Source organism: Marinobacter sp. X15-166B, assembly GCF_001752365.1.
Taxonomy (GTDB): domain Bacteria; phylum Pseudomonadota; class Gammaproteobacteria; order Pseudomonadales; family Oleiphilaceae; genus Marinobacter.
Genome location: NZ_MEIY01000001.1, coordinates 2,944,908 through 2,963,068, shown reverse-complemented (window position 1 = coordinate 2,963,068; position 18,161 = coordinate 2,944,908). Strand labels below are relative to the sequence as shown.

Here is an 18,161-nt window from a genome sequence, read left to right as displayed (position 1 = left end):
GAATTGGAAAGACAAAATTTACGGAACTCAGGCAATAGCAGAAAACAACAGTTCTTCACCGTAGCGCCCCACCTAAAGAAAATGCAGTTATTGTAGTTTTTGATAGCCAACCGCTCAGAGTCTGATGCCTGGGCAGGGGCAATATTGCCGCGAATTTAAACACGCCTCCAGGCTGATAACAAGCCGATGATCGGGCCCGTCGCCAAATCCGCAGTGCGCAAACAACCCACCGCCTTTCGGTACATTCTGTTAACGGGTTCGCGGCGGTTTCGGGCCCGGTCACCGGCGGTTACTGTCCAATTTGCGCCGCCGTCTATATACTCACACCCCTTGATTCCGCGCTCGTCCGGGTTGCGCTCTATGGCTCAGCCTCGACCGTGCGCTGCTTACTGTTTCACTCCCAATCAACCTTCGGCACCCTGCGTCCATGAATTTATTGAGCGTTTTCAGCCAGACCCTTGAAACCACCCTGCCGGTATTCGCCATGGTGTTCATTGGCGCTGGCCTCCGGCGCATCGGCTGGATAGACGGCGCGTTCATCAACACCGGCTCAGCCCTGGTGTTCAAGGCAACCCTGCCGACGCTGATATTTTTGAGCATTGTGCGGGCGGACCTGAGTACCGCGCTCAACCCGTCACTGATCGTGTTCTTTACCCTCGCAACCGTTGGCAGCTTTTTATTTTGCTGGCTCTGGGCGCTTGTGCGCGTCCCCGTGGCGGCGGACCGGGGTGTGTATGTCCAGGGCGCCTTCCGGGGCAACGGCGGTATCGTGGGGCTGGCCCTTGCCGCTAGTCTTTACGGCGACTACGGGCTGTCGGCCGGGGGCATCCTGCTCGGCGTGGTGATTATTTCCTACAACGTTCTTTCGGTGATTGCGCTCGCCGCGTATCAGGACAGCAACCGTCTCAGCTGGCAGGCCATAGTGACCGATATTAGCCGTAACCCGTTGATTCTCGCAGTCGTCATTGCGGTCCCGGTGGCCGGGTACGAAGTTGCCCTGCCCGGCTGGGTGATGACCAGCGGTGATTACTTCGCGGCTCTGACCCTGCCGCTGGCGCTGTTGTGCATCGGCGGCACCCTGTCGTTAAGCTCTATGCGCAATGACAGCAAAACCGCCACCAGTGCCAGCCTGATGAAAATGGTCACGATTCCATCACTATGTACAGCCGCAGCCTGGGCGGTGGGCTTCAGCGGGCCCGAACTCGGCCTGTTATTTTTGTTTTTTGCCAGCCCCACTGCGGCTGCCAGTTTTGTGATGGTTAAGGCGTTGAACGGTAATTACAAACTGGCCGCCAATATCATCGCCATCACCACCTTGCTGGCGAGTGTGACCATCACAGCCGGGGTCTTTGTTCTGCGCGCCAGCGGACTGATTTAAAAGTGGTACACTAGACGAGCTCATCCTGTTTTACTGCCGGACAACCATGCCATGACTGACGGACTGCCCTACTCGCAAGCGTGCGAAAACAACAAGCACCCTATTCTCGACGTGCTCATAAACGTGTTCCGCACGCCGGGCACCGTTCTGGAAATCGGCAGTGGCACCGGTCAGCACGCGGTGCACTTTGCCTCGGCCCTGCCACACCTGAACTGGCAACCCAGCGACCACCCGCAAGCGAACAGGCTCAGCGAGGCCCGGATCGAGCACGCGGAGCTGGCCAATATTCGGCCGGTGATCGAACTGGACGTGGCCCAGCCGGAGTGGCCAGTCGAACGGGTATCAGCGGTATTTTCCGCCAACACCGCGCACATTATGGCGTGGCCGGAAGTTATCGCGATGTTCACCGGCGTTGGCGAGTTACTGGAGGCGGGGGGTGCTTTCTGCCTGTACGGCCCCTTCAATTACAACGGCCGCTACACCAGCGCCAGCAACCAACAGTTTGACCAGCATCTCAAAAGCCAGGCCGCTCACATGGGCATACGCAATCTGGAGGATCTGGAGGTCCTGGCTGCCAACGCAGGACTGATGCTGGAGCAGGATCATGAAATGCCAGCGAACAACCGGCTGCTGGTGTGGAGAAAACCTCACTGAGGCGGTCTGCTGCCAAAGCGCAGACGTCCGGTTTCACCGTTTCCGATAGATGATGCCGGGATGGCACTGCACCATCTCGTACAGCTCGGGCAATCCGTTCAGCGATTCTGACGCTCCGAGCACCAGATAGCCCCCCGGGTTCAGGGTGGCGTGAATGCGGGTCAGGATGTCTTTTTTGAGCGCCGCCGAAAAATAGATCAGCACGTTCCGGCAGAACACCACGTCCAGCTTCCCGAACGCGAATCCATCCAGCAGATTCAGCTCCCTGAATTCAACCATCCGCTTGATGTTGGCGCTGATCTGCCAGCTGCCGCTGGCGGACGGTATAAAAAAAGCTTGCTGGCGTTCGGGGGCAAGCCCCCGGCTGATGGCAATCATGTCGTACTCGCCGCGGCGGGCTATCGCCAACACACTTCTGGAAATATCCGTGGCGGTGATACGTACATCCCGGAGCTGACCCAGTCGCAGCCGCCGGTACTCCTCCACCGCCATCGCAATGGAGTAGGGTTCTTGCCCGGTCGAACAGGCCGCGGACCAGATCCGCAGAGGGTTCATGGGGTTATTGCGGGCGGCAAATTCGGGGAGCAATTTCTCGGACAATATCCGAAACGGATGGTCGTCCCGGAACCACAGGGTTTCGTTGGTGGTCATGGCGTCGATCACCCGCTCACGCAATGGCCCGCTGCCCGGGCGGTTGAGACTGCGCAACAAGCCGCCGAGTGAGTCCAGACGATATTCTTCGAGAATCCTGCGCAGGCGACTCCTGACCAGATATTGCTTATTGCTTCCCAGCAGGATGCCACAGGCGTCCTGAAGGAAAGCCTGGAAGGCTTCGTAATCCTGCGGGGTGATTTCTGACTTCATTAATTCGTTTGTTTCAGACCTGGTTGTGCTGATCCATGACCGTCATGACACGCTCCACCAGCTCATCTGCGGAGAACTTGACCATAAAGTCGTCTGCACCCACTTTCTCGATCAATGCACGGTTAAAAACACCGCTCAGGGACGTGTGCAGCATGACAAACAAATCGCTCAATTTCGGGTCTGCCTTGCACTGGGTGACGAGAGTATAACCGTCCATCTCCGGCATCTCCACATCTGAAATCATCATGGCTAAATGGTCCCGCGCGCTGGAGCCATCCGCAGTCAGCTCCTGCAGGTAATCCAGCGCCTGCTGACCGTCATTTTTGACAACAACCTCCAGCCCAACCGCTGCCATACAACGCTCGATCTGCCGACGGGCAACCACCGAGTCGTCCACCACCAGAATAGGTAACGTCTGGGTGCGGCCGACCTCAGCCTTGCTCAACACCGCCTCGGTGACGTCTTCACATCTCGGTGAAACTTCTGCCAGTACCTTTTCCACGTCGATGATTTCTACAAGGTTATCGTCAATGTTGGTGACCGCAGTCAGATAAACATCTCTGCCAGCGCCTTTGGGGGGCGGCAGAATTTCTTCCCAGTTCATGTTGACAATGCGATCCACGCTGGCGACCAGAAACCCCTGCGTATGGCGGTTGTATTCGGTGATAATGACAAAACTCGACGCCAGCTTCTCTTCAGGTATTGCCGGGAACCCGATGGCCTGGCCCAAATCGATAATCGGTATGGTTTCACCGCGAATGTGCGCCACGCCGCGAATAACCGGCTGACTCTTGGGCAAGGAGTACAGTTTCGGGCAAGGCAGTATTTCTTTCACCTTGAACACGTTGATGCCATAGACCTGCCGGCCCCGCAGGCGAAACATTAACAACTCCAGCCGGTTTTGCCCGACCAATTGTGTGCGCTGATTGACGTTATGCAGTACCCCTGCCATTAAAACTCTCCTGCTCGCTCAGGCATCTCATCCCGGGCACGTTTCTTGCTGCATTCACCATGATGACAGATTACTGACGGTTCATGGCTTCAGCGGTTATACGCCTTAACGGCCGATTATCCGGAACATTTAGAATTATCGCTACCGCCGCGCGTACGTCCGCGCCCGGAGCACAGGACACCCACACAGTTATGCGCGCAATCATGGTTTTCCTCATTGGTATGCTTGCGGTGACCACCGCAGCCGCCGCCCCGGCGAAAACGGCCGCACCCGAACAGATCGAGGCTGCGGCGAGCCGTTTTCTTGGTGGATTTGCGGCCACCCAGCAAGCCCGGGGCCACCGGGTGGAATACGCCCTCAGTCATGTCGATGCGCGCTTGTCGCTGCGGTCCTGTGAAAAGGAGCTGTCCGTGGGCTTCAATACCGACCCCTGGAAAACCCCCAATCCATCACTGCAGGTGCGCTGCACAGGACAGCAGCCGTGGCGGATATTTCTACCCACCACGGTGTCCATTTACGGAGATGTGCTGGTGGCATCCCGACTGCTCGCCCGGGGCGACCGCATCAGCGCCGATGCGTTCGAGCCCAGGACCGCCCAATTGAATGCCTCAAGGCGGGAACCCATCACCGACCCGGCCACGTTGACGGGCATGGAACTGCGCCGCTCGGTGCGCGCTGGCACCGTGTTTACTGCGGATCTGGTCAGCGCACCGGATGCCGTCCAGCGGGGAGACCATGTTATGATTACCGCACAATCCGGCGGTTTTTCGGTAAGCTCCCGGGGCAAAGCGCTCGCCAATGGCCGCATTGGCGAACAGGTTCTGGTGGAAAACCTGTCGTCATCACGCCAGGTGAAAGCCCGGGTGACGGCACCGGGCATGGTTGAGGTTTCCATGTGAGCGGCAAGGCCATGCCCTCACGGCAGAGCCAGGCCACCGGCCGGCCAACCCTTGCCGCCGAAATTCCTGACAGATAACCGTAAAATTTGTCTAAAGGTTTCAGAACGGCGGCCGATAGACGGTCATACACCAAGATTCGCCAAACCCACGGCAGCAACAGAACACAGGTATCGCTATGTCAATCGACCTAAATGGAATTGGCTCCGGCCAGGTCAACACCCGGAGAACCGCGGCTGATCAGCCGGTAACCCCGCCCCTGCCGGCTTCGCCCGACCCGGCAGCCCCCCGGGTTGCGGCCCCGCAAGGCGACAAAGTGAGCCTTAGCAGCATGCAGCAGCTCAAGCAGCAGCTCGACCAGGTGCCGGAAGTCGATGACAGCCGCGTTGAGCAGATCAAGGCAGCCCTTGCCGACGGCTCTTACAAAGTGGATGCGGAAAAACTGGCCCAGAAAATGCTTGATATGGATGAAAGCATTTTTGGGTGAGTAAATTATGGCGATTACCGACGAGCTTGAAGTTCTTTTACGGGAAGACATCCGCCAGCTCCATGAGCTGGCGGCGCTGTTGAAAGCGGAAAAAGACAGCCTGACCGCGTCCGACGTCAAGGCCATCGCACCCCTGACCCAGCAGAAAAACACCTTGCTGGAACAGGTGCGCGAACGCGCAAAACAAAAGATCCATATTCTGGTCAAGATGGGCTACCGTCCGGAGAGCGGCAGTCCCTCCCGGTTTATCCGCAGCGCGGGGCTCACCGAGCTGCATGACCTGTGGGCGACCGCACAGCTCGCGCTGGACGAATGTCAGGCGATGAACAGCATCAACAGCCGGATTGTCAGCCATCTGCAAAAACGCCTGCATCGGCTCAGCGACATCTTTCGCGGTGCCACCGGTCAGCAGAAGCTGTACGGCGCGAGCGGCGAGCAAACGTCCGTCAATCAGCGCACCATCCTGGCCAGCGCCTGACCCGCAAGTTTCCCCAAAACCCCGCCGCCAGCGGGGTTTTTTATACCCTCCAGCACGCCCAACCCGACGATAAATCTGCTAAACTCCGCTCCCATCAAAACCTTGCAATCCGGATTCCTGACCGACACAGAGGCGCAGATCAGTGAACAGCGTACCATCGACAAAAACCACCCCCCCAATCCCCGCCGTGATTCGGTTCATCCTGTTATTCTCCGCCCTGCTCGCCATGCCAACAGCCCATGCTGAGGTAAATGATGGCGCGGAAAGCCCGGCACAAGCTTTACCCAGGGTCATCATCAGCACCACCGAGGGCGATATGGAACTGACCCTGCGCCCCGACGTTGCTCCGGTCACGGTCAAGAATTTTCTCGCCTACGTGGACAGCGGGTTTTACGACGGTACGATTTTTCATCGGGTGATTCCCGGCTTTATGATTCAAGGGGGCGGCTTTGATGACCAGCTTCGCCGCAAAGCCACCCGGGCCGCCATCCAAAACGAAGCCCGTCCGACCTACAAGAACCTGCGCGGCACCATTGCCATGGCCCGCACCAGTAACCCCGACTCCGCCACCAGCCAGTTTTTCATCAACCTGGTGGATAACGAATTTCTGAACGCCGGGGTTCGGGGGGCAGGCTACGCGGTGTTCGGCCGCATTACCGAGGGCCTGGGGGTCGCCGACGCCATCGCCAGCCAACAAACCGGTTACCGTAAAGGCATGCGCGACGTCCCCGTCAACACGGTTTACATCACCCGCATCACCCGGGCTGCCGAACAGGCCGAGTGATGCAGATTCAGCCTCCCCTGCCAGCGCCCGCCATCGAATCCGCCCGGGTTCGATGGCGGGACGGCCAGCCGGAATCCGAGCAATTTGGTGATGTCTATTTCAGCCGTAACGACGGCCTGGAAGAAACCCGCTATGTTTTTCTGCAACACAATCAACTGGAAGCACGGTTTCGCCGGCTGCAAGCGGGCGAGTCGTTTGTGGTGGCCGAATCAGGGTTTGGCACCGGCCTGAGCTTTCTGGCGGTGTGGCAACTGTGGCGTCGGTGCGCCCCCCCTGCGGGCGCCGTGTTGCATTTTGTTTCGGTGGAACGCTACCCCCTGACCGTCGAGGATTTGGCGAAAAGCCATCAACTCTGGCCCGAATTGTCGGAATTAGCCGCGGCGCTGCACGAGCAATACCCACCCCTGACCCGCGGCCTGCATCGCCGCTTGCTGGATGACGGCCAGGTGCGGCTCAGTCTTTTCTTTGGTGACGCGGTGGAAGGCTGGCACACCATGAGATTCACCGCCGACGCCTGGTTTCTCGACGGCTTCGCTCCGGCGGTGAACCCACAGCTCTGGGTGGACGAGGTGGTGGATGCGGTGGCGCGCCACAGCAAACCCGGCACCACGCTGGCTACCTTTACCGCCGTGGGGCGGGTGCGTCGCGGATTGCAGGCTGCCGGATTCAGCATGCGCAAGCCCCCGGGGTACGGCTTCAAACGCAACATGCTTGCCGGTCGCTTTGAGCCCGCCGAGCCCCCCCACGACCCCCCCATCCCCGCTGCGGGCCAGTGGCGCCCCCTCATCGGTCACGGTCATTGGCGCGGGTATCGCCGGTTGTCTGCTGGCAAACAACCTGGCACGGCGCGGTAAGAAGGTAACCGTGATGGACGCGAAGGAGGGTCCGGGCCAGGGGGCGTCCGGCAACAGCCAGGGGGCGCTGTATGTGAAACTGGGGGTTAATTACAGCACCGAAACCGCTTTGGCCCTCAGTTCCTTGCTGTTCAGTCAGGCGTTTTACCGGCCGCTGGCCCGCCAACTCTGGTTTCCCACCGGGGTGCTGCAGCTGGCCTACGATGACAAAGAACAGCGTCGCCAGGTCCGCTTTCTGGAAAACAACGTCTATCCACCGGAAGTTGTACACGCCGTCAGTGCCACGCAAGCCCGGGCCCTGACCGGTACAGAGCTTGCCTGCGGCGGCCTCTGGTTCCCGGCCAGTGGCTGGCTGAAACCGGCGGAACTGTGCCGCCACTTGTTGAAACACCCGAATATAACCACCGTGTGGGGGCACCGGGTCTCAAGATTATCGCGACAGGATGGCCGCTGGCAGGTGATCACCGACCACCCCACTCTGGACAGCGATCACGTGGTGTTGTGCGGCGGTCACGAAACCCCAGCGCTGCTGCCCGAACCGGGCTACCGAATGAAAGCGATCCGCGGGCAGATCACCCAGTTCAGCAGCGCGCAACTCAAACCACCACGGGCGGTAATCTGCGGACAGCGTTACCTGAATCCCGCCAGCGATGGCTTTTGCCTGGCCGGCGCAACCTTCGACCTCAAAGACACCACCCCGGCGGTGACCAACCACAGCCACACCGAGAACCTGACCGAACTGGAGGGGATGATTGCCGACCTCTGGCAGCAGGAGCGGCCAGCCCTGGAAGATCTGACCGGTCGGGTGGGCTTCCGCTGCGCCACCCATGATTATCAGCCCATCGCCGGTGAACTGACGGACACCCGGGGTAACGCCATGGGTATCACGGTGTTCACCGGTCTGGGCAGCAAAGGATTGACGCTGGCGCCGTTGCTGGCAGAGTGGTTGGCCGACTGCCTGAGCGACCAGCCGGAGGCGCTGCCGTCGGAATTACGGTCCCGGGTGAGACCGGAACGCTGCCGCCTTGCGACCGGCTAAACTCCTGAGCATCCCTGCCGATAACCTTGGTAAGCATTTCTCGAACCCGCGTGCCAGCATCACTTTGGAGGGGCCATGGCGATATTTGTGAGCGAACCCGGCAGACCCCGGGGGATTCAGGTGGTGGCCGCCAATCACCGACCGGTGGCGTCGGTGACAGCCGGTACCCCAGCACAAGCCTCTGACCCGAAGAACAATCAGGCGACGGATGCTGGCCAGAATGCCCGGCATCGCGCTCAACGTGCGGTTGCCGGCTACGGCGGGGTAGTGCGAGTCGAGCCGGAAGAACACAGACCCTACTTGCCGGTGGCGGACCTGGCCACCCCCAAACTGGTCACCCTGTCCGCCAGAGCGACCATGGCGGACGCACTGACCACAATGGCCCGGAACAGCATCCACCATCTGCTGCTGACCGACCGGAACGACATTGCCGGTCTGATCAGCGCGGACTGGATCCTGCGCTGGCTCTACCAGCGGCAGGCCAGGGCCGCATTGCAAGTGTTCAACGAAATTGAGCTGCCAGCGTTTCTGAGTGCATCCCCCGAGACCGACGCCCACGACCTGGCACGCCTGATGCTCGCCCACCAACTGCGAGCCGCCCTGATCCTCGATCAGGCCGCCCTGCCCGTCGGCATAGTAACCGCCAGCGATTACCTGCAACTGTATGCAGAGGCCGGCCGCCGGGAAGGCAACGCCTAGCACCCGTATAAATCTTTACACTACAACATGTTAAATAACACCAACAGACACAAAGTGGCTGGCCGGCAGGAAGCCGGTGTGCCATATTCACCCCGGTCGCCCTGTTCTTATGCCGGAAAAGGTGGATTGGCCGCCCTTGAATCGCGGCACGATTATTGCCCCTGAAAGACATACATTGAGTCAAAAACCCATTCTAACTTACTAAAATATTGGAGTTAATTGTCATCATGGCATTATCACGCTACCTCTCTTCGATCTCTATTGGACGCAAGCTGGTCATCGGCTTCAGTCTGCTGATTGTCCTCGCCGCTCTGGTAGGGGTAGTGGGTATCATCCAGTTGAACAATTTCAGTCAACGAACCTTTATTGTTGTTCAGGCCGACGCCATGAGTAACGCACTGACCAGTGCACGCATTCACGAAAAAAACTTCATGCTCAGGGGCGACGAGGAGGAACTCGCGCGGGCCACCCAATCCAGCGACGCTGCCAGCGCCATTGCCAAAGACCTCCACAACCACCTCCAGGTAGCCAGCGACCTGGCCCTGCTGTCCACTGTGGAGGATGGCGCCAGCCAGTATAACGCTTTGCTGCAATCTCTGGCGGACAGCCGCCACGCCCGCAACGAGGTGGTGGAACAACTCGAGCAGGATGCCAGCCTGACGGTCAGCCGCCTGAACACCGAAGCGCAGCTTTATATGGCGGCCCGGGCGATCCGGAACATGCGCAACCACGAGCGTAGTTTTCTGATCCAGAACGACAGAGCCGCCATTGCAGAGTTCAAGCAAGAGGGGGAGCAAGCGATCGACTCCATCGAGGCGTCTTTTGCCCACGATGTCGCCAAGGAGGAAGTCATTACGCTGTTCAACGCTTACATGAGTACGTTTGACGCCGCAGTCAGCAGGGCCGCTGAACTGGCCGCGCTGGAAGAGCGTCTGGTGCAGACCGCCCGTCAGATTGTCGAGGCTGCTGAAACCCTGCAGGGCATTCAGCTCGACAATATGGAGCGCGACCACCGCAACGCAATGGTGATGATTGGCGTCGCCATTGCCATAGCTCTGCTTGCCGGTGTTCTGCTGGCCTGGAGTCTGGCGCGCACCATCCTGATGCCGCTGCGGGAAGCGGTAAACGTTGCCACCAACGTAGCCTCCGGAGATCTGCGGGACGACGTGCACTCGGAGCGTGGGGATGAGCTTGGCCGGCTGCTCAATGCACTGGGCAGCATGGTCACCAACCTGCGGTCGCTGGTAAAAGACATCAACAACGGCTCGGAAGACATGGCCACCTCGACGGGCGAACTGTCCGAAATTACCGCGAGAACCAGCCAGGATATGTCTCAGCAACGTGACCAGACCGACCAGGTCGCCACTGCCATGAACGAGATGGTGGCCACCGTCAACGATGTGGCCAAGAGCGCCGAGGAGGCGTTCAGTGCCGCAGCCGAGGCCAGCGAGACAACCACCCAGGGGGAAGCCGTGGTTGGCGAGACCCTGTCTTACGTCAGCGAACTGAACGGTCTGGTGGAAAACGTGATGCAGCAATTGCATGACCTGCAGGCCGACACTCAAAACATCGGCTCTGTGCTGGATGTGATCAAGTCGGTCGCCGAGCAGACCAACCTGCTCGCCCTCAACGCCGCGATCGAAGCCGCCCGCGCCGGTGAACAAGGCCGCGGATTTGCAGTGGTCGCCGATGAAGTCAGGTCGCTGGCCCAGCGGACCCAGACCTCCGCCAGCGAAATCGAGACCCTGATCACCAACCTGGTGTCCAGTGCGGAAAGGTCGGTGACGGCGATGGAATCCGGCAACCAACTGGCGGGTAAGACGCTCGACAGCGCCCGCACCACCGGCGAAACCATTCAGCAGATTGCCCAGGCCGTTGACTCGATCCGCCAGTTCAACAGCCAGATCGCCACCGCCGCCGAGCAACAGTCTTCGGTAGCGGAAGAGATCAACCTGAACGTCACTCATATCCGAGACATCAGTGACCAGTCGGCGGTCAGTGCAGATCAGGTCGCCGGTGCCAGCAACGAGCTGGCCCGGCTGGGAGACACCCTGAAAACCCAGGTCTCGCGCTTCAGCGTTTAACCACGGGTGCCGTCGTTGACGGAGTGCGGCTACCGCACCCGGCAGTCACTCAGTGACGCCATGCTGGTGCAGCAACTCCGTCAACCCCTGCTCATTCAATACCGGCACACCCAGACTTTCCGCGCGGGTCAGCTTCGAGCCCGCCGCTTCCCCCGCCACTACGCAGGCTGTTTTCTTCGACACGCTGCCCGCCACCTTGGCGCCCAGCGACTCCAACCTGGCCTTGGCTTCATCCCGGGTCATGGATTGCAGGGTACCGGTCAGTACCCAGGTTTGCCCGGCCAGCGCACTCGCCTGTTCAGTGACGGTTTCGGTCTGCCAGACCACCCCGCAAGCTTTCAGATCGTTCAGGGTTTCCTGGTTGTGGGGTTGCTGAAAAAAGCTCTGGATGTGACCTGCCACAATGGGCCCCACATCGGCTACTTGTTGCAGTGCTTCTTCGTCGGCGGCCATCAGCGCCTCCAGGGTGCCAAAGTGGCGCGCCAGAGATTTCGCTGTCGCCTCGCCGACTTCGCGAATGCCCAGGGCATATATAAAGCGCCACAGTTGGGGGTGCGCTGAGGCGGCAATGGCAGCCACCAGATTGGCGGCCGATTTTTCCCCCATGCGCTCCAGTTTCATCAGGTCAGCGGCCGTCAACCGGTAGAGGTCCGCGACCGTCTTCACCAGATTCTGCTCAACCAGAATGTCGATCCATTTATCGCCCAGCCCCTCGATATCCAGCGCCTTGCGCGAGGCGTAATGACGGATGGCTTCTTTGCGCTGCGCCGGACAAAACAACCCCCCGGAGCACCGGGCCACCACTTCCCCTTCAATCTGCACTATGTCCGAGCCACACGCCGGGCAATGGGCAGGGCGCACCACCTCACGGGCATCCGCCGGACGCTTGCTGTCGACCACCTTGACCACCTGGGGAATCACATCACCGGCCCGGCGGATGAACACCGTGTCACCGATTTTAAGCCCCAGTCGCTCGATTTCGTCCATATTGTGCAGGGTGGCATTACTGACGGTCACCCCGCCGACAAACACCGGCTGGAGACGCGCCACCGGGGTGACCGCGCCGGTCCGGCCCACCTGAAACTCAACGTCTTCGACAATGGTCAGCATTTCTTCTGCCGGGAATTTCTGGGCGACCGCCCAGCGCGGTGCCCGTGATACAAACCCCAAGCGCCGCTGCTGACCAAGATCGTTTACCTTGAACACAATCCCGTCGATCTCGTAGGGCAGTTCCGCGCGCTTGTTCAGCAAGGCCTCATAAGCCTGCCAGCATTCTTCGACACCGTGGGCCAATCGCATTTCCGGGTTGATGCGAAACCCCCAGGAATGCACCTGTTCAAGGCACCCCGCATGGGTATTGGGCAAGACACTTTCGTCCTCAACCGCCACGCTGTAGGCACACATTTCCAACGGCCGTTTGGCGGTAACGGTGGATTTTTTCTGGCGCAGGCTGCCCGCGGCGGCATTGCGCGGGTTCACGAAGGTCTTTTCACCGCGCTCGGCCAGGGTTTTGTTCAGACCTTCAAAGCCCGCCTTGGGCATGTACACTTCCCCCCTCACCTCCACCATGGCGGGCACCTGGGCACCCCGCAGGGTCAAGGGCACCGACCGGATCGTGCGGATGTTTGCGGTGATGTCTTCCCCGGCGAAACCGTCGCCGCGGGTAGCGGCCCGCACCAGTACGCCGGCTTCGTAGTGCAGGCTTACCGCCAGCCCATCCAGTTTCGGTTCGCACACATAGCAGACCGGTTCTTCGGTGGCCAGTCGTTCCCGCACCCGGCGGTCAAAGTCCCGCAGCTCGTCTTCGTTGAAGGCATTGTCCAGAGACAGCATGGGGATGCGATGCACCACTTCCGCAAAGCTGGTGTCCGCGGCCGCGCCGACCCGCTGTGTTGGCGAGCTGGCGGCCACCAACTCGGGGTACTCCCGCTCAAGCACCTGCAACTCCCGAAACAGCCGGTCGTATTCGGCATCGGGCACTTGCGGATCGTCCAGCACGTAGTAGCGGTGGTTGTGATCTTCAATTTCCTCACGCAATGCAGCCATACGCTGCTCCGCTGATGAACGCTTGTCTGACATGGGGGCGGTATCCTGATCTGATACAAAAATGCCCGGCTACAGCCAGGCATCAATGGTGTTAAACGGCTAGGGGGCGGCTGGCTCAGGCGCGGGATGAGCGTTTTTTGCGCTCATACTCCCGAATCCTCTGGCGGCAGTGTTCGATGGTCTGAGGGGTCATCACACTGCGGTGTTCGTCTTTCAACTCTCCGCCCAGATTCCGGACCACGCACTGCGCGGTTTCCAACATAAAATCAAACGCCTGCATCGAATTGGTCGGTCCGGGCAGACTCATGAAAAAACTGATTCCCGGGGTGTTCATCTCCGCCAGATCCTGCGGGCGGAAGGTGCCGGGCTCAACCATATTGGCCACACTGAACTGCACCGGGCTGTTGGTGTCGGGCTGCTCATGACGGTGATAAATGTCCATATCACCGTATTCCAGACCACAGGCTTCGAACAGCTCCTTCAGGGTCTGCCCCTTGAACGCCGGATCATTGGCCGCCAGCACATTAATGACCACCACTTCCTGGGCGGGTGGCCGGTTGGCACCCGGTAATGGCTGCGAAGCATCCCGCACCGTTTCCCCTCGACTGGCGGTGTTCTCGGCCACGCCGGCGAGCGTCGGCTCGGTGGCCGAAAAGGTGTCAGCGCTGTCTTCCCCGGACCCTGCGCCGTGCGGGTCCGGCTGGTCGTCCCAGGCCGACAGGGTGCCCGGATCTTCAGCACTTTCGTGGAGCTCTTCGTACCCGTGCGGCTCCTCGAACGCATCCCCCAGTCCTGGTTCACCCTCGTCCACCACCACGTCGTCCTCGGACCAGTCCGGCTCCTCAGTGCGCGGGGGCGTGTCGATCACCGGCCGGGTTGGTTTTTGTGGCGTTCGGCCCAGCCCGGTGCGGCGGGCCTTACGGACGTAGCCGCGATCCTCCAGGGCCTCTCTGGAGATGGGACGGGCCCCTCCGTTCGGTAGCTCGGGGTTGTAGTGTTCGTCCAACGGGGATTCGTCCAACTCGTTGACTCCCATGCCCGATGAAATCGCCATGGACTCCTTGCGGGCTCGCCTCATCCGACGAATCCCGTCAATAACAATGACGAGGATTATCAGGGTACCTATGGCAATTAACCATTCCCTAAGAGACATAATGATGCGGTCCTGTGTACATGTCGCTAGTCGTAATCACTCTAAAAAAAGCGCGCTCTGAATACAACGCGCGCGTCGCCAGATGGCCATTTTGTCATTTTTGCCCACCGCCGTACATTCACACTTCAGCCAGCGCGGCCGCGGTTTCAACGTCTACTGACACCAGACGCGAACAACCGGGTTCGTGCATGGTGACGCCAATCAACTGGTCCGCCATTTCCATCGCAATTTTGTTGTGGCTGATATAGATGAACTGCACCTGGCCCGACATCTCCTTCACCATTTTAGCGTACCGGGCCACATTAGCGTCATCCAATGGCGCATCGACTTCGTCCAGCATACAAAATGGTGCCGGATTGAGCTGGAATATGGAAAACACCAACGCGATGGCGGTCAGGGCTTTTTCGCCCCCCGACAACAAATGAATGGTGCTGTTCTTCTTGCCGGGTGGCCGGGCCATGATGGCCACCCCGGTTTCCAGCAAATCGTCTCCGGTCAGTTCCAGATACGCGTTGCCGCCTCCGAACACCTTCGGGAACAACGCCTGTAATCCGCCATTAACCTGGTCGAATGTTTCCTTGAATCGTTGCCGTGTCTCCCGGTCTATCTTGCGAATCGCGGCATCCAGTGTTTCCAGGGCCTCCTCCAGTTCGGCATGCTGCTCATCCAGATAGGTCTTGCGCTCGTTCTGGACTTCAAACTCTTCGATGGCTGCCAGATTGATGGCCCCCAGGCGCTGGATCCGGTTCGCGATGGTATTGAGCTCTTCGGCCCACACGCTTTCGCTGGCCTCGGCGGGCATTTGCGCGAGCACATCTTTCAGCTGCACATCCAGCTCGCCCAGCTGCTCCAGCTGATTCCCGGCACGTATTTCCAGAGCCTGAGACTCAAGCTTTTGGGTTTCCAGATTGGCACGCACTGTCTGCACCCGGTGCTCAATGCCGCTGCGCCCCTGTTCCCTGTCGCGCACTTGCTGATCGATGTTTTCAAGAGCTTCCCGCGCGGCCGCCAGTTTGTCTTCTTCCAGCAGCCGCGTCTCCAGCAAGCCCTCCAGCTGCATGCTCAGGTCTTCAATCGGCTCCTCGGCTGATTCCCGGGCCTCCCGCAACACTTCGATCCGCTCCTGCAGGCGCTCTTGTTGAATGCTTACCCGGTCGATGGTTTGTCGCAGGCCTTCCCGCTGACTGTGAAGTCGTTGCAATTGCAGTTGCAACTGATGGGCCCGGTCCTGGTCGTGCCGTGACTGCTGGCGCAGCTGATCGAGGGATGCCTGCAGGGTGTCTCGCTGTGCCTGCAAGCGCGTTCTCTCGTCCTCGTCGCCTTCGGTCGCCAGCAAGGCTTCCTGCCACGCCTCGCGCTCATCCTGCAACTGGTGCTGGTGTTCGTCCCGCTGGCCCCGGACGTCTTCCAGATCCTCATGAATGCGCTGCACACGCACCCGGATCTGCTCTGCCCGCGCCTGCACCCCACTCAGCCTGGAGCGCACCTCACCCAACTCCCGGTCAAAGGCGTTAGCGGTTTGCTGGGCCTGATCCCGATCCGCTTCTGCGGTGGCCAACTGCTCCTGAAGTTGTTCGAACGCCTGCTCCGTTGCCTCCAGCCGGGCAGCCGCCACTTCATAATCCCGTGTCAGGGCGTCGATTCTGCGCTGACGCTCATTGATACCTATGTGCCCCGCATCCGACTCGGGCATTCTGATCCAGTCGCGGGACAGCCAGACACCTTCTCTGGTGATGACACTTTGGCCCACGCCCAGCGCATGGCGGTGCGCCAGGGCATCGGCCAGATGTTCTGCCGTCGCAATACCGGTCAGGTAATCGGTTACGCCGCCGGCGTTGCGGATCTTACTCAGCAGGCTACCCGGGCCAGCCGGAGCACCGCTCCCGGATTCCGCCTCCGGATTCTGCACCACGATGACCCCCTTGGGGGCTTCGGCCACCGCTTCGCTTACCGCCGCCAGGCTGGCCACGCTCACCCCCTGGGTAAAGCGCCCAAGCACCTGCTCAACCGCAAACGCCCAGTCCGGGTCGATCTCCAGCTGTTGACCGATGCGTGGCTGTTGCCCCAGCTCATGCCGGGCGAGCCACTGCTGCAAGCCGTCATCCTGGGCACCGATCTGTTCGTCGAGTAAGGCCTGCTGCGAGCTCAGGGTCGCTTGCAGGGTTTGGGCGGCCTGCCGGCACTCTGACAGGGTCTGCTCCAGCACGCGACGCTGTTCCCGGGCTTCCTGCAAACGCTCGGTGGCCGCCTCGATACGCTCACCGGCCTCCTCGCATTGCAACTCACAGATACTTTCCTGTTCGACCAGCGCCTCCAGCTCGTCGCCGGCACTTTGGTCTGCCAGCAGGTGCTGCTCCTCTTGCAGGCGTGCCTCGCGGGTTAGCAGTTGATCAATGGCGTCTTCCAGGGCCCGTATCCGCGATTGCGCCAGTTCTGCCTGGCGACGGCTGTCTGCGGAGCGGGTATTGAACATTTCCCAGCCCTGTTGCCAATCCCCCATGGCGGTCTCGGCCTCCTGCAGGGCTAGCGCAGAGGTTTCGGCGTGATCGCACAGAGCCTGCTGTTCGGGCTCCAGCACACCGATCTCCTGCTCTATATCCGCCAGTTTCCGGGCGTCCTGCTCAAGTTCGCGGCCGGTCTCACGCTGACTTGCCAGGGCCTGATCCAGCTCCGCGGCGGATTGCCGGCTGCGTTCCCGCTGATGTTGCAGACTTTGCTCCAACCTGGCGATGTCTGAACCGGCTTCGTAATAGCGGGCCTGCGCCCGATTAAAATGCTCGGTGCGTTCGTAGTGACTTTGCCGCAGGCTTTCCAGGGAGGTTTCCAGACCGACCCGCTCGGTGAGCAGTTTTTCGAGTTCCAGCTCTGTCTGGCGGATGGTGCTCCGCCGCCCGTGCAGTTCCTGATCCAGCGCCTGCCAGCGCAGCACGGTAAGTTCGGCCTTTTTTGCCGTTCTTCCTGTTTCAGCGCCTTGTACCTTTCGGCCGACTGCGCCTGCCGCTGCAGATGCTGCAACTGACGGCCCAGTTCTTCCCGCAGATCGGTCAGACGCTCAAGGTTTTCCTGGGTGCGGCGAATCCGGTTTTCGGTTTCCCTGCGGCGCTCCTTGTATTTGGAAATGCCTGCGGCTTCTTCAATATAGACGCGCAACTCTTCCGGTTTCGCTTCGATCAGCCGGGAGATCATGCCCTGTTCGATAATCGCGTAGCTTCTGGGCCCCAGGCCGGTCCCCAGAAACAGATCGGTAATGTCCCGGCGCCGGCACTTGGTACCATTCAGAAAGTATTCCGACTGCCCCTCCCGCGTGACCCGGCGGCGTACCGAAATTTCGTTGTATTGGGCAAACTCCCCCGGCGCCGAACCGTCCGTGTTATCAAACACCAGCTCAATGGTCGCCTGACCCACGGGTTTCCGGGCACTGGAACCATTGAAAATGACGTCGGCCATCGACTCGCCACGCAAATACTTGGCAGAGCTTTCCCCCATCACCCAGCGGACGGCATCAATTATGTTTGATTTGCCACACCCGTTCGGGCCCACCACCGCCGTCAGGTTCGTGGGAAACAGGACGGTGGTCGCATCAACGAACGACTTGAACCCCGCCAGCTTTATCGATTTCAAACGCATCGTCGGCTTATCCGCTCAGATCACTGGTTTGCGCTTGCTGCGCACTCTCCCCCGCGGCGCGCAGTTTAACACGGGCCGTCATTTTTTTGGCGAAGTTAATCCACAGGTTAACCTTAACATCACAACCAATTGATATTGAACACATAATTAAACTTGGCCTGTCCCC

16 protein-coding genes and 1 pseudogene are annotated in these 18,161 nt (G+C 60.0%); 11 read left to right on the top strand and 6 right to left on the bottom strand.

Translation table 11 applies throughout. The features are described from left to right. Window positions 1–427 precede the first annotated feature (427 nt). A complete protein-coding gene (locus tag BG841_RS13880) occupies window positions 428–1,378 on the top strand; it encodes an AEC family transporter (RefSeq protein WP_070058190.1) in 951 nt (316 codons plus the stop codon). A gap of 51 nt (window positions 1,379–1,429) precedes the next feature. Beyond that, window positions 1,430–2,032 (top strand): DUF938 domain-containing protein, encoded by a 603-nt coding sequence (locus BG841_RS13875; protein ID WP_070058189.1) that lies wholly within the window; start codon window positions 1,430–1,432, stop codon window positions 2,030–2,032. Between the two features lie 33 nt (window positions 2,033–2,065). Here the strand turns inward: BG841_RS13875 and BG841_RS13870 are convergent, their stop codons facing one another. Both BG841_RS13870 and BG841_RS13865 read right to left on the bottom strand, forming a co-directional pair. Beyond that, on the bottom strand, window positions 2,066–2,896 hold the full coding sequence (locus BG841_RS13870) for a CheR family methyltransferase (RefSeq protein WP_070058188.1): 831 nt from the start codon (window positions 2,894–2,896) through the stop codon (window positions 2,066–2,068). A 13-nt stretch (window positions 2,897–2,909) separates the two neighbouring features. Next, on the bottom strand, window positions 2,910–3,848 hold the full coding sequence (locus BG841_RS13865) for a chemotaxis protein CheV (protein ID WP_070058187.1): 939 nt from the start codon (window positions 3,846–3,848) through the stop codon (window positions 2,910–2,912). Window positions 3,849–4,039: 191 nt separating this feature from the next. On the opposite strand from BG841_RS13865, the gene flgA reads away from it, so the two are divergent. The 8 genes from flgA to BG841_RS13830 all read left to right on the top strand — a co-directional run bounded on the left by flgA (window position 4,040) and on the right by BG841_RS13830 (window position 11,169). After that, window positions 4,040–4,747 carry a flagellar basal body P-ring formation chaperone FlgA gene (flgA, locus tag BG841_RS13860; protein WP_070058186.1) on the top strand — a complete coding sequence of 236 codons (708 nt, stop codon included), beginning with the start codon at window positions 4,040–4,042 and terminating at the stop codon, window positions 4,745–4,747. 175 nt (window positions 4,748–4,922) lie between these two features. Beyond that, complete coding sequence (flgM, locus tag BG841_RS13855) at window positions 4,923–5,231, top strand: flagellar biosynthesis anti-sigma factor FlgM (RefSeq protein WP_070058185.1); 309 nt, start codon at window positions 4,923–4,925, stop codon at window positions 5,229–5,231. A gap of 7 nt (window positions 5,232–5,238) precedes the next feature. Beyond that, window positions 5,239–5,709: a flagella synthesis protein FlgN gene (locus tag BG841_RS13850; protein ID WP_070058184.1), complete on the top strand. Its 471-nt coding sequence runs from the start codon at window positions 5,239–5,241 to the stop codon at window positions 5,707–5,709. Window positions 5,710–5,935: 226 nt separating this feature from the next. After that, window positions 5,936–6,493, top strand: coding sequence for a peptidylprolyl isomerase (locus tag BG841_RS13845; RefSeq protein ID WP_083260336.1), 558 nt, complete (start codon window positions 5,936–5,938; stop codon window positions 6,491–6,493). Then, on the top strand, window positions 6,493–7,347 hold the full coding sequence (gene mnmD, locus BG841_RS17470) for a tRNA (5-methylaminomethyl-2-thiouridine)(34)-methyltransferase MnmD (protein WP_228141666.1): 855 nt from the start codon (window positions 6,493–6,495) through the stop codon (window positions 7,345–7,347). Before BG841_RS13845 ends, mnmD begins: the two co-directional genes overlap by 1 nt. Further along, window positions 7,256–8,386 carry an FAD-dependent 5-carboxymethylaminomethyl-2-thiouridine(34) oxidoreductase MnmC gene (mnmC, locus tag BG841_RS17465; protein WP_228141737.1) on the top strand — a complete coding sequence of 377 codons (1,131 nt, stop codon included), beginning with the start codon at window positions 7,256–7,258 and terminating at the stop codon, window positions 8,384–8,386. Before mnmD ends, mnmC begins: the two co-directional genes overlap by 92 nt. A 75-nt stretch (window positions 8,387–8,461) precedes the next feature. Beyond that, window positions 8,462–9,085, top strand: a complete 624-nt coding sequence (locus BG841_RS13835; protein WP_070058183.1) for a CBS domain-containing protein — start codon at window positions 8,462–8,464, stop codon at window positions 9,083–9,085. A 227-nt stretch (window positions 9,086–9,312) separates the two neighbouring features. Then, entirely contained in the window at window positions 9,313–11,169 is a 1,857-nt protein-coding gene (locus BG841_RS13830) for a methyl-accepting chemotaxis protein (protein WP_070058846.1), read from the top strand. Window positions 11,170–11,214: 45 nt separating this feature from the next. On the opposite strand, the gene ligA is transcribed toward BG841_RS13830, so the two are convergent. From ligA to BG841_RS17740, 4 genes and pseudogenes are all read right to left on the bottom strand, one after another. Further along, on the bottom strand, window positions 11,215–13,248 hold the full coding sequence (gene ligA / locus BG841_RS13825; protein WP_070058182.1) for an NAD-dependent DNA ligase LigA: 2,034 nt from the start codon (window positions 13,246–13,248) through the stop codon (window positions 11,215–11,217). 82 nt (window positions 13,249–13,330) lie between these two features. Beyond that, a complete protein-coding gene (zipA, locus tag BG841_RS13820) occupies window positions 13,331–14,368 on the bottom strand; it encodes a cell division protein ZipA (RefSeq protein WP_070058181.1) in 1,038 nt (345 codons plus the stop codon). Between the two features lie 118 nt (window positions 14,369–14,486). Beyond that, the gene (gene smc, locus BG841_RS13815; RefSeq protein WP_416202619.1) at window positions 14,487–17,297 is read right to left on the bottom strand and encodes a chromosome segregation protein SMC; all 2,811 of its coding nucleotides are present in this window, start codon (window positions 17,295–17,297) and stop codon (window positions 14,487–14,489) included. A 77-nt stretch (window positions 17,298–17,374) separates the two neighbouring features. After that, window positions 17,375–17,995: pseudogene (locus BG841_RS17740) on the bottom strand (chromosome segregation SMC family protein); the annotation flags it as partial. Between BG841_RS17740 and BG841_RS17175 the strand changes: the two are divergent. Next, window positions 17,877–18,128, top strand: a complete 252-nt coding sequence (locus BG841_RS17175; protein ID WP_198929240.1) for a hypothetical protein — start codon at window positions 17,877–17,879, stop codon at window positions 18,126–18,128. The pseudogene BG841_RS17740 and the gene BG841_RS17175 overlap by 119 nt on opposite strands. Window positions 18,129–18,161: the final 33 nt, after the last annotated feature.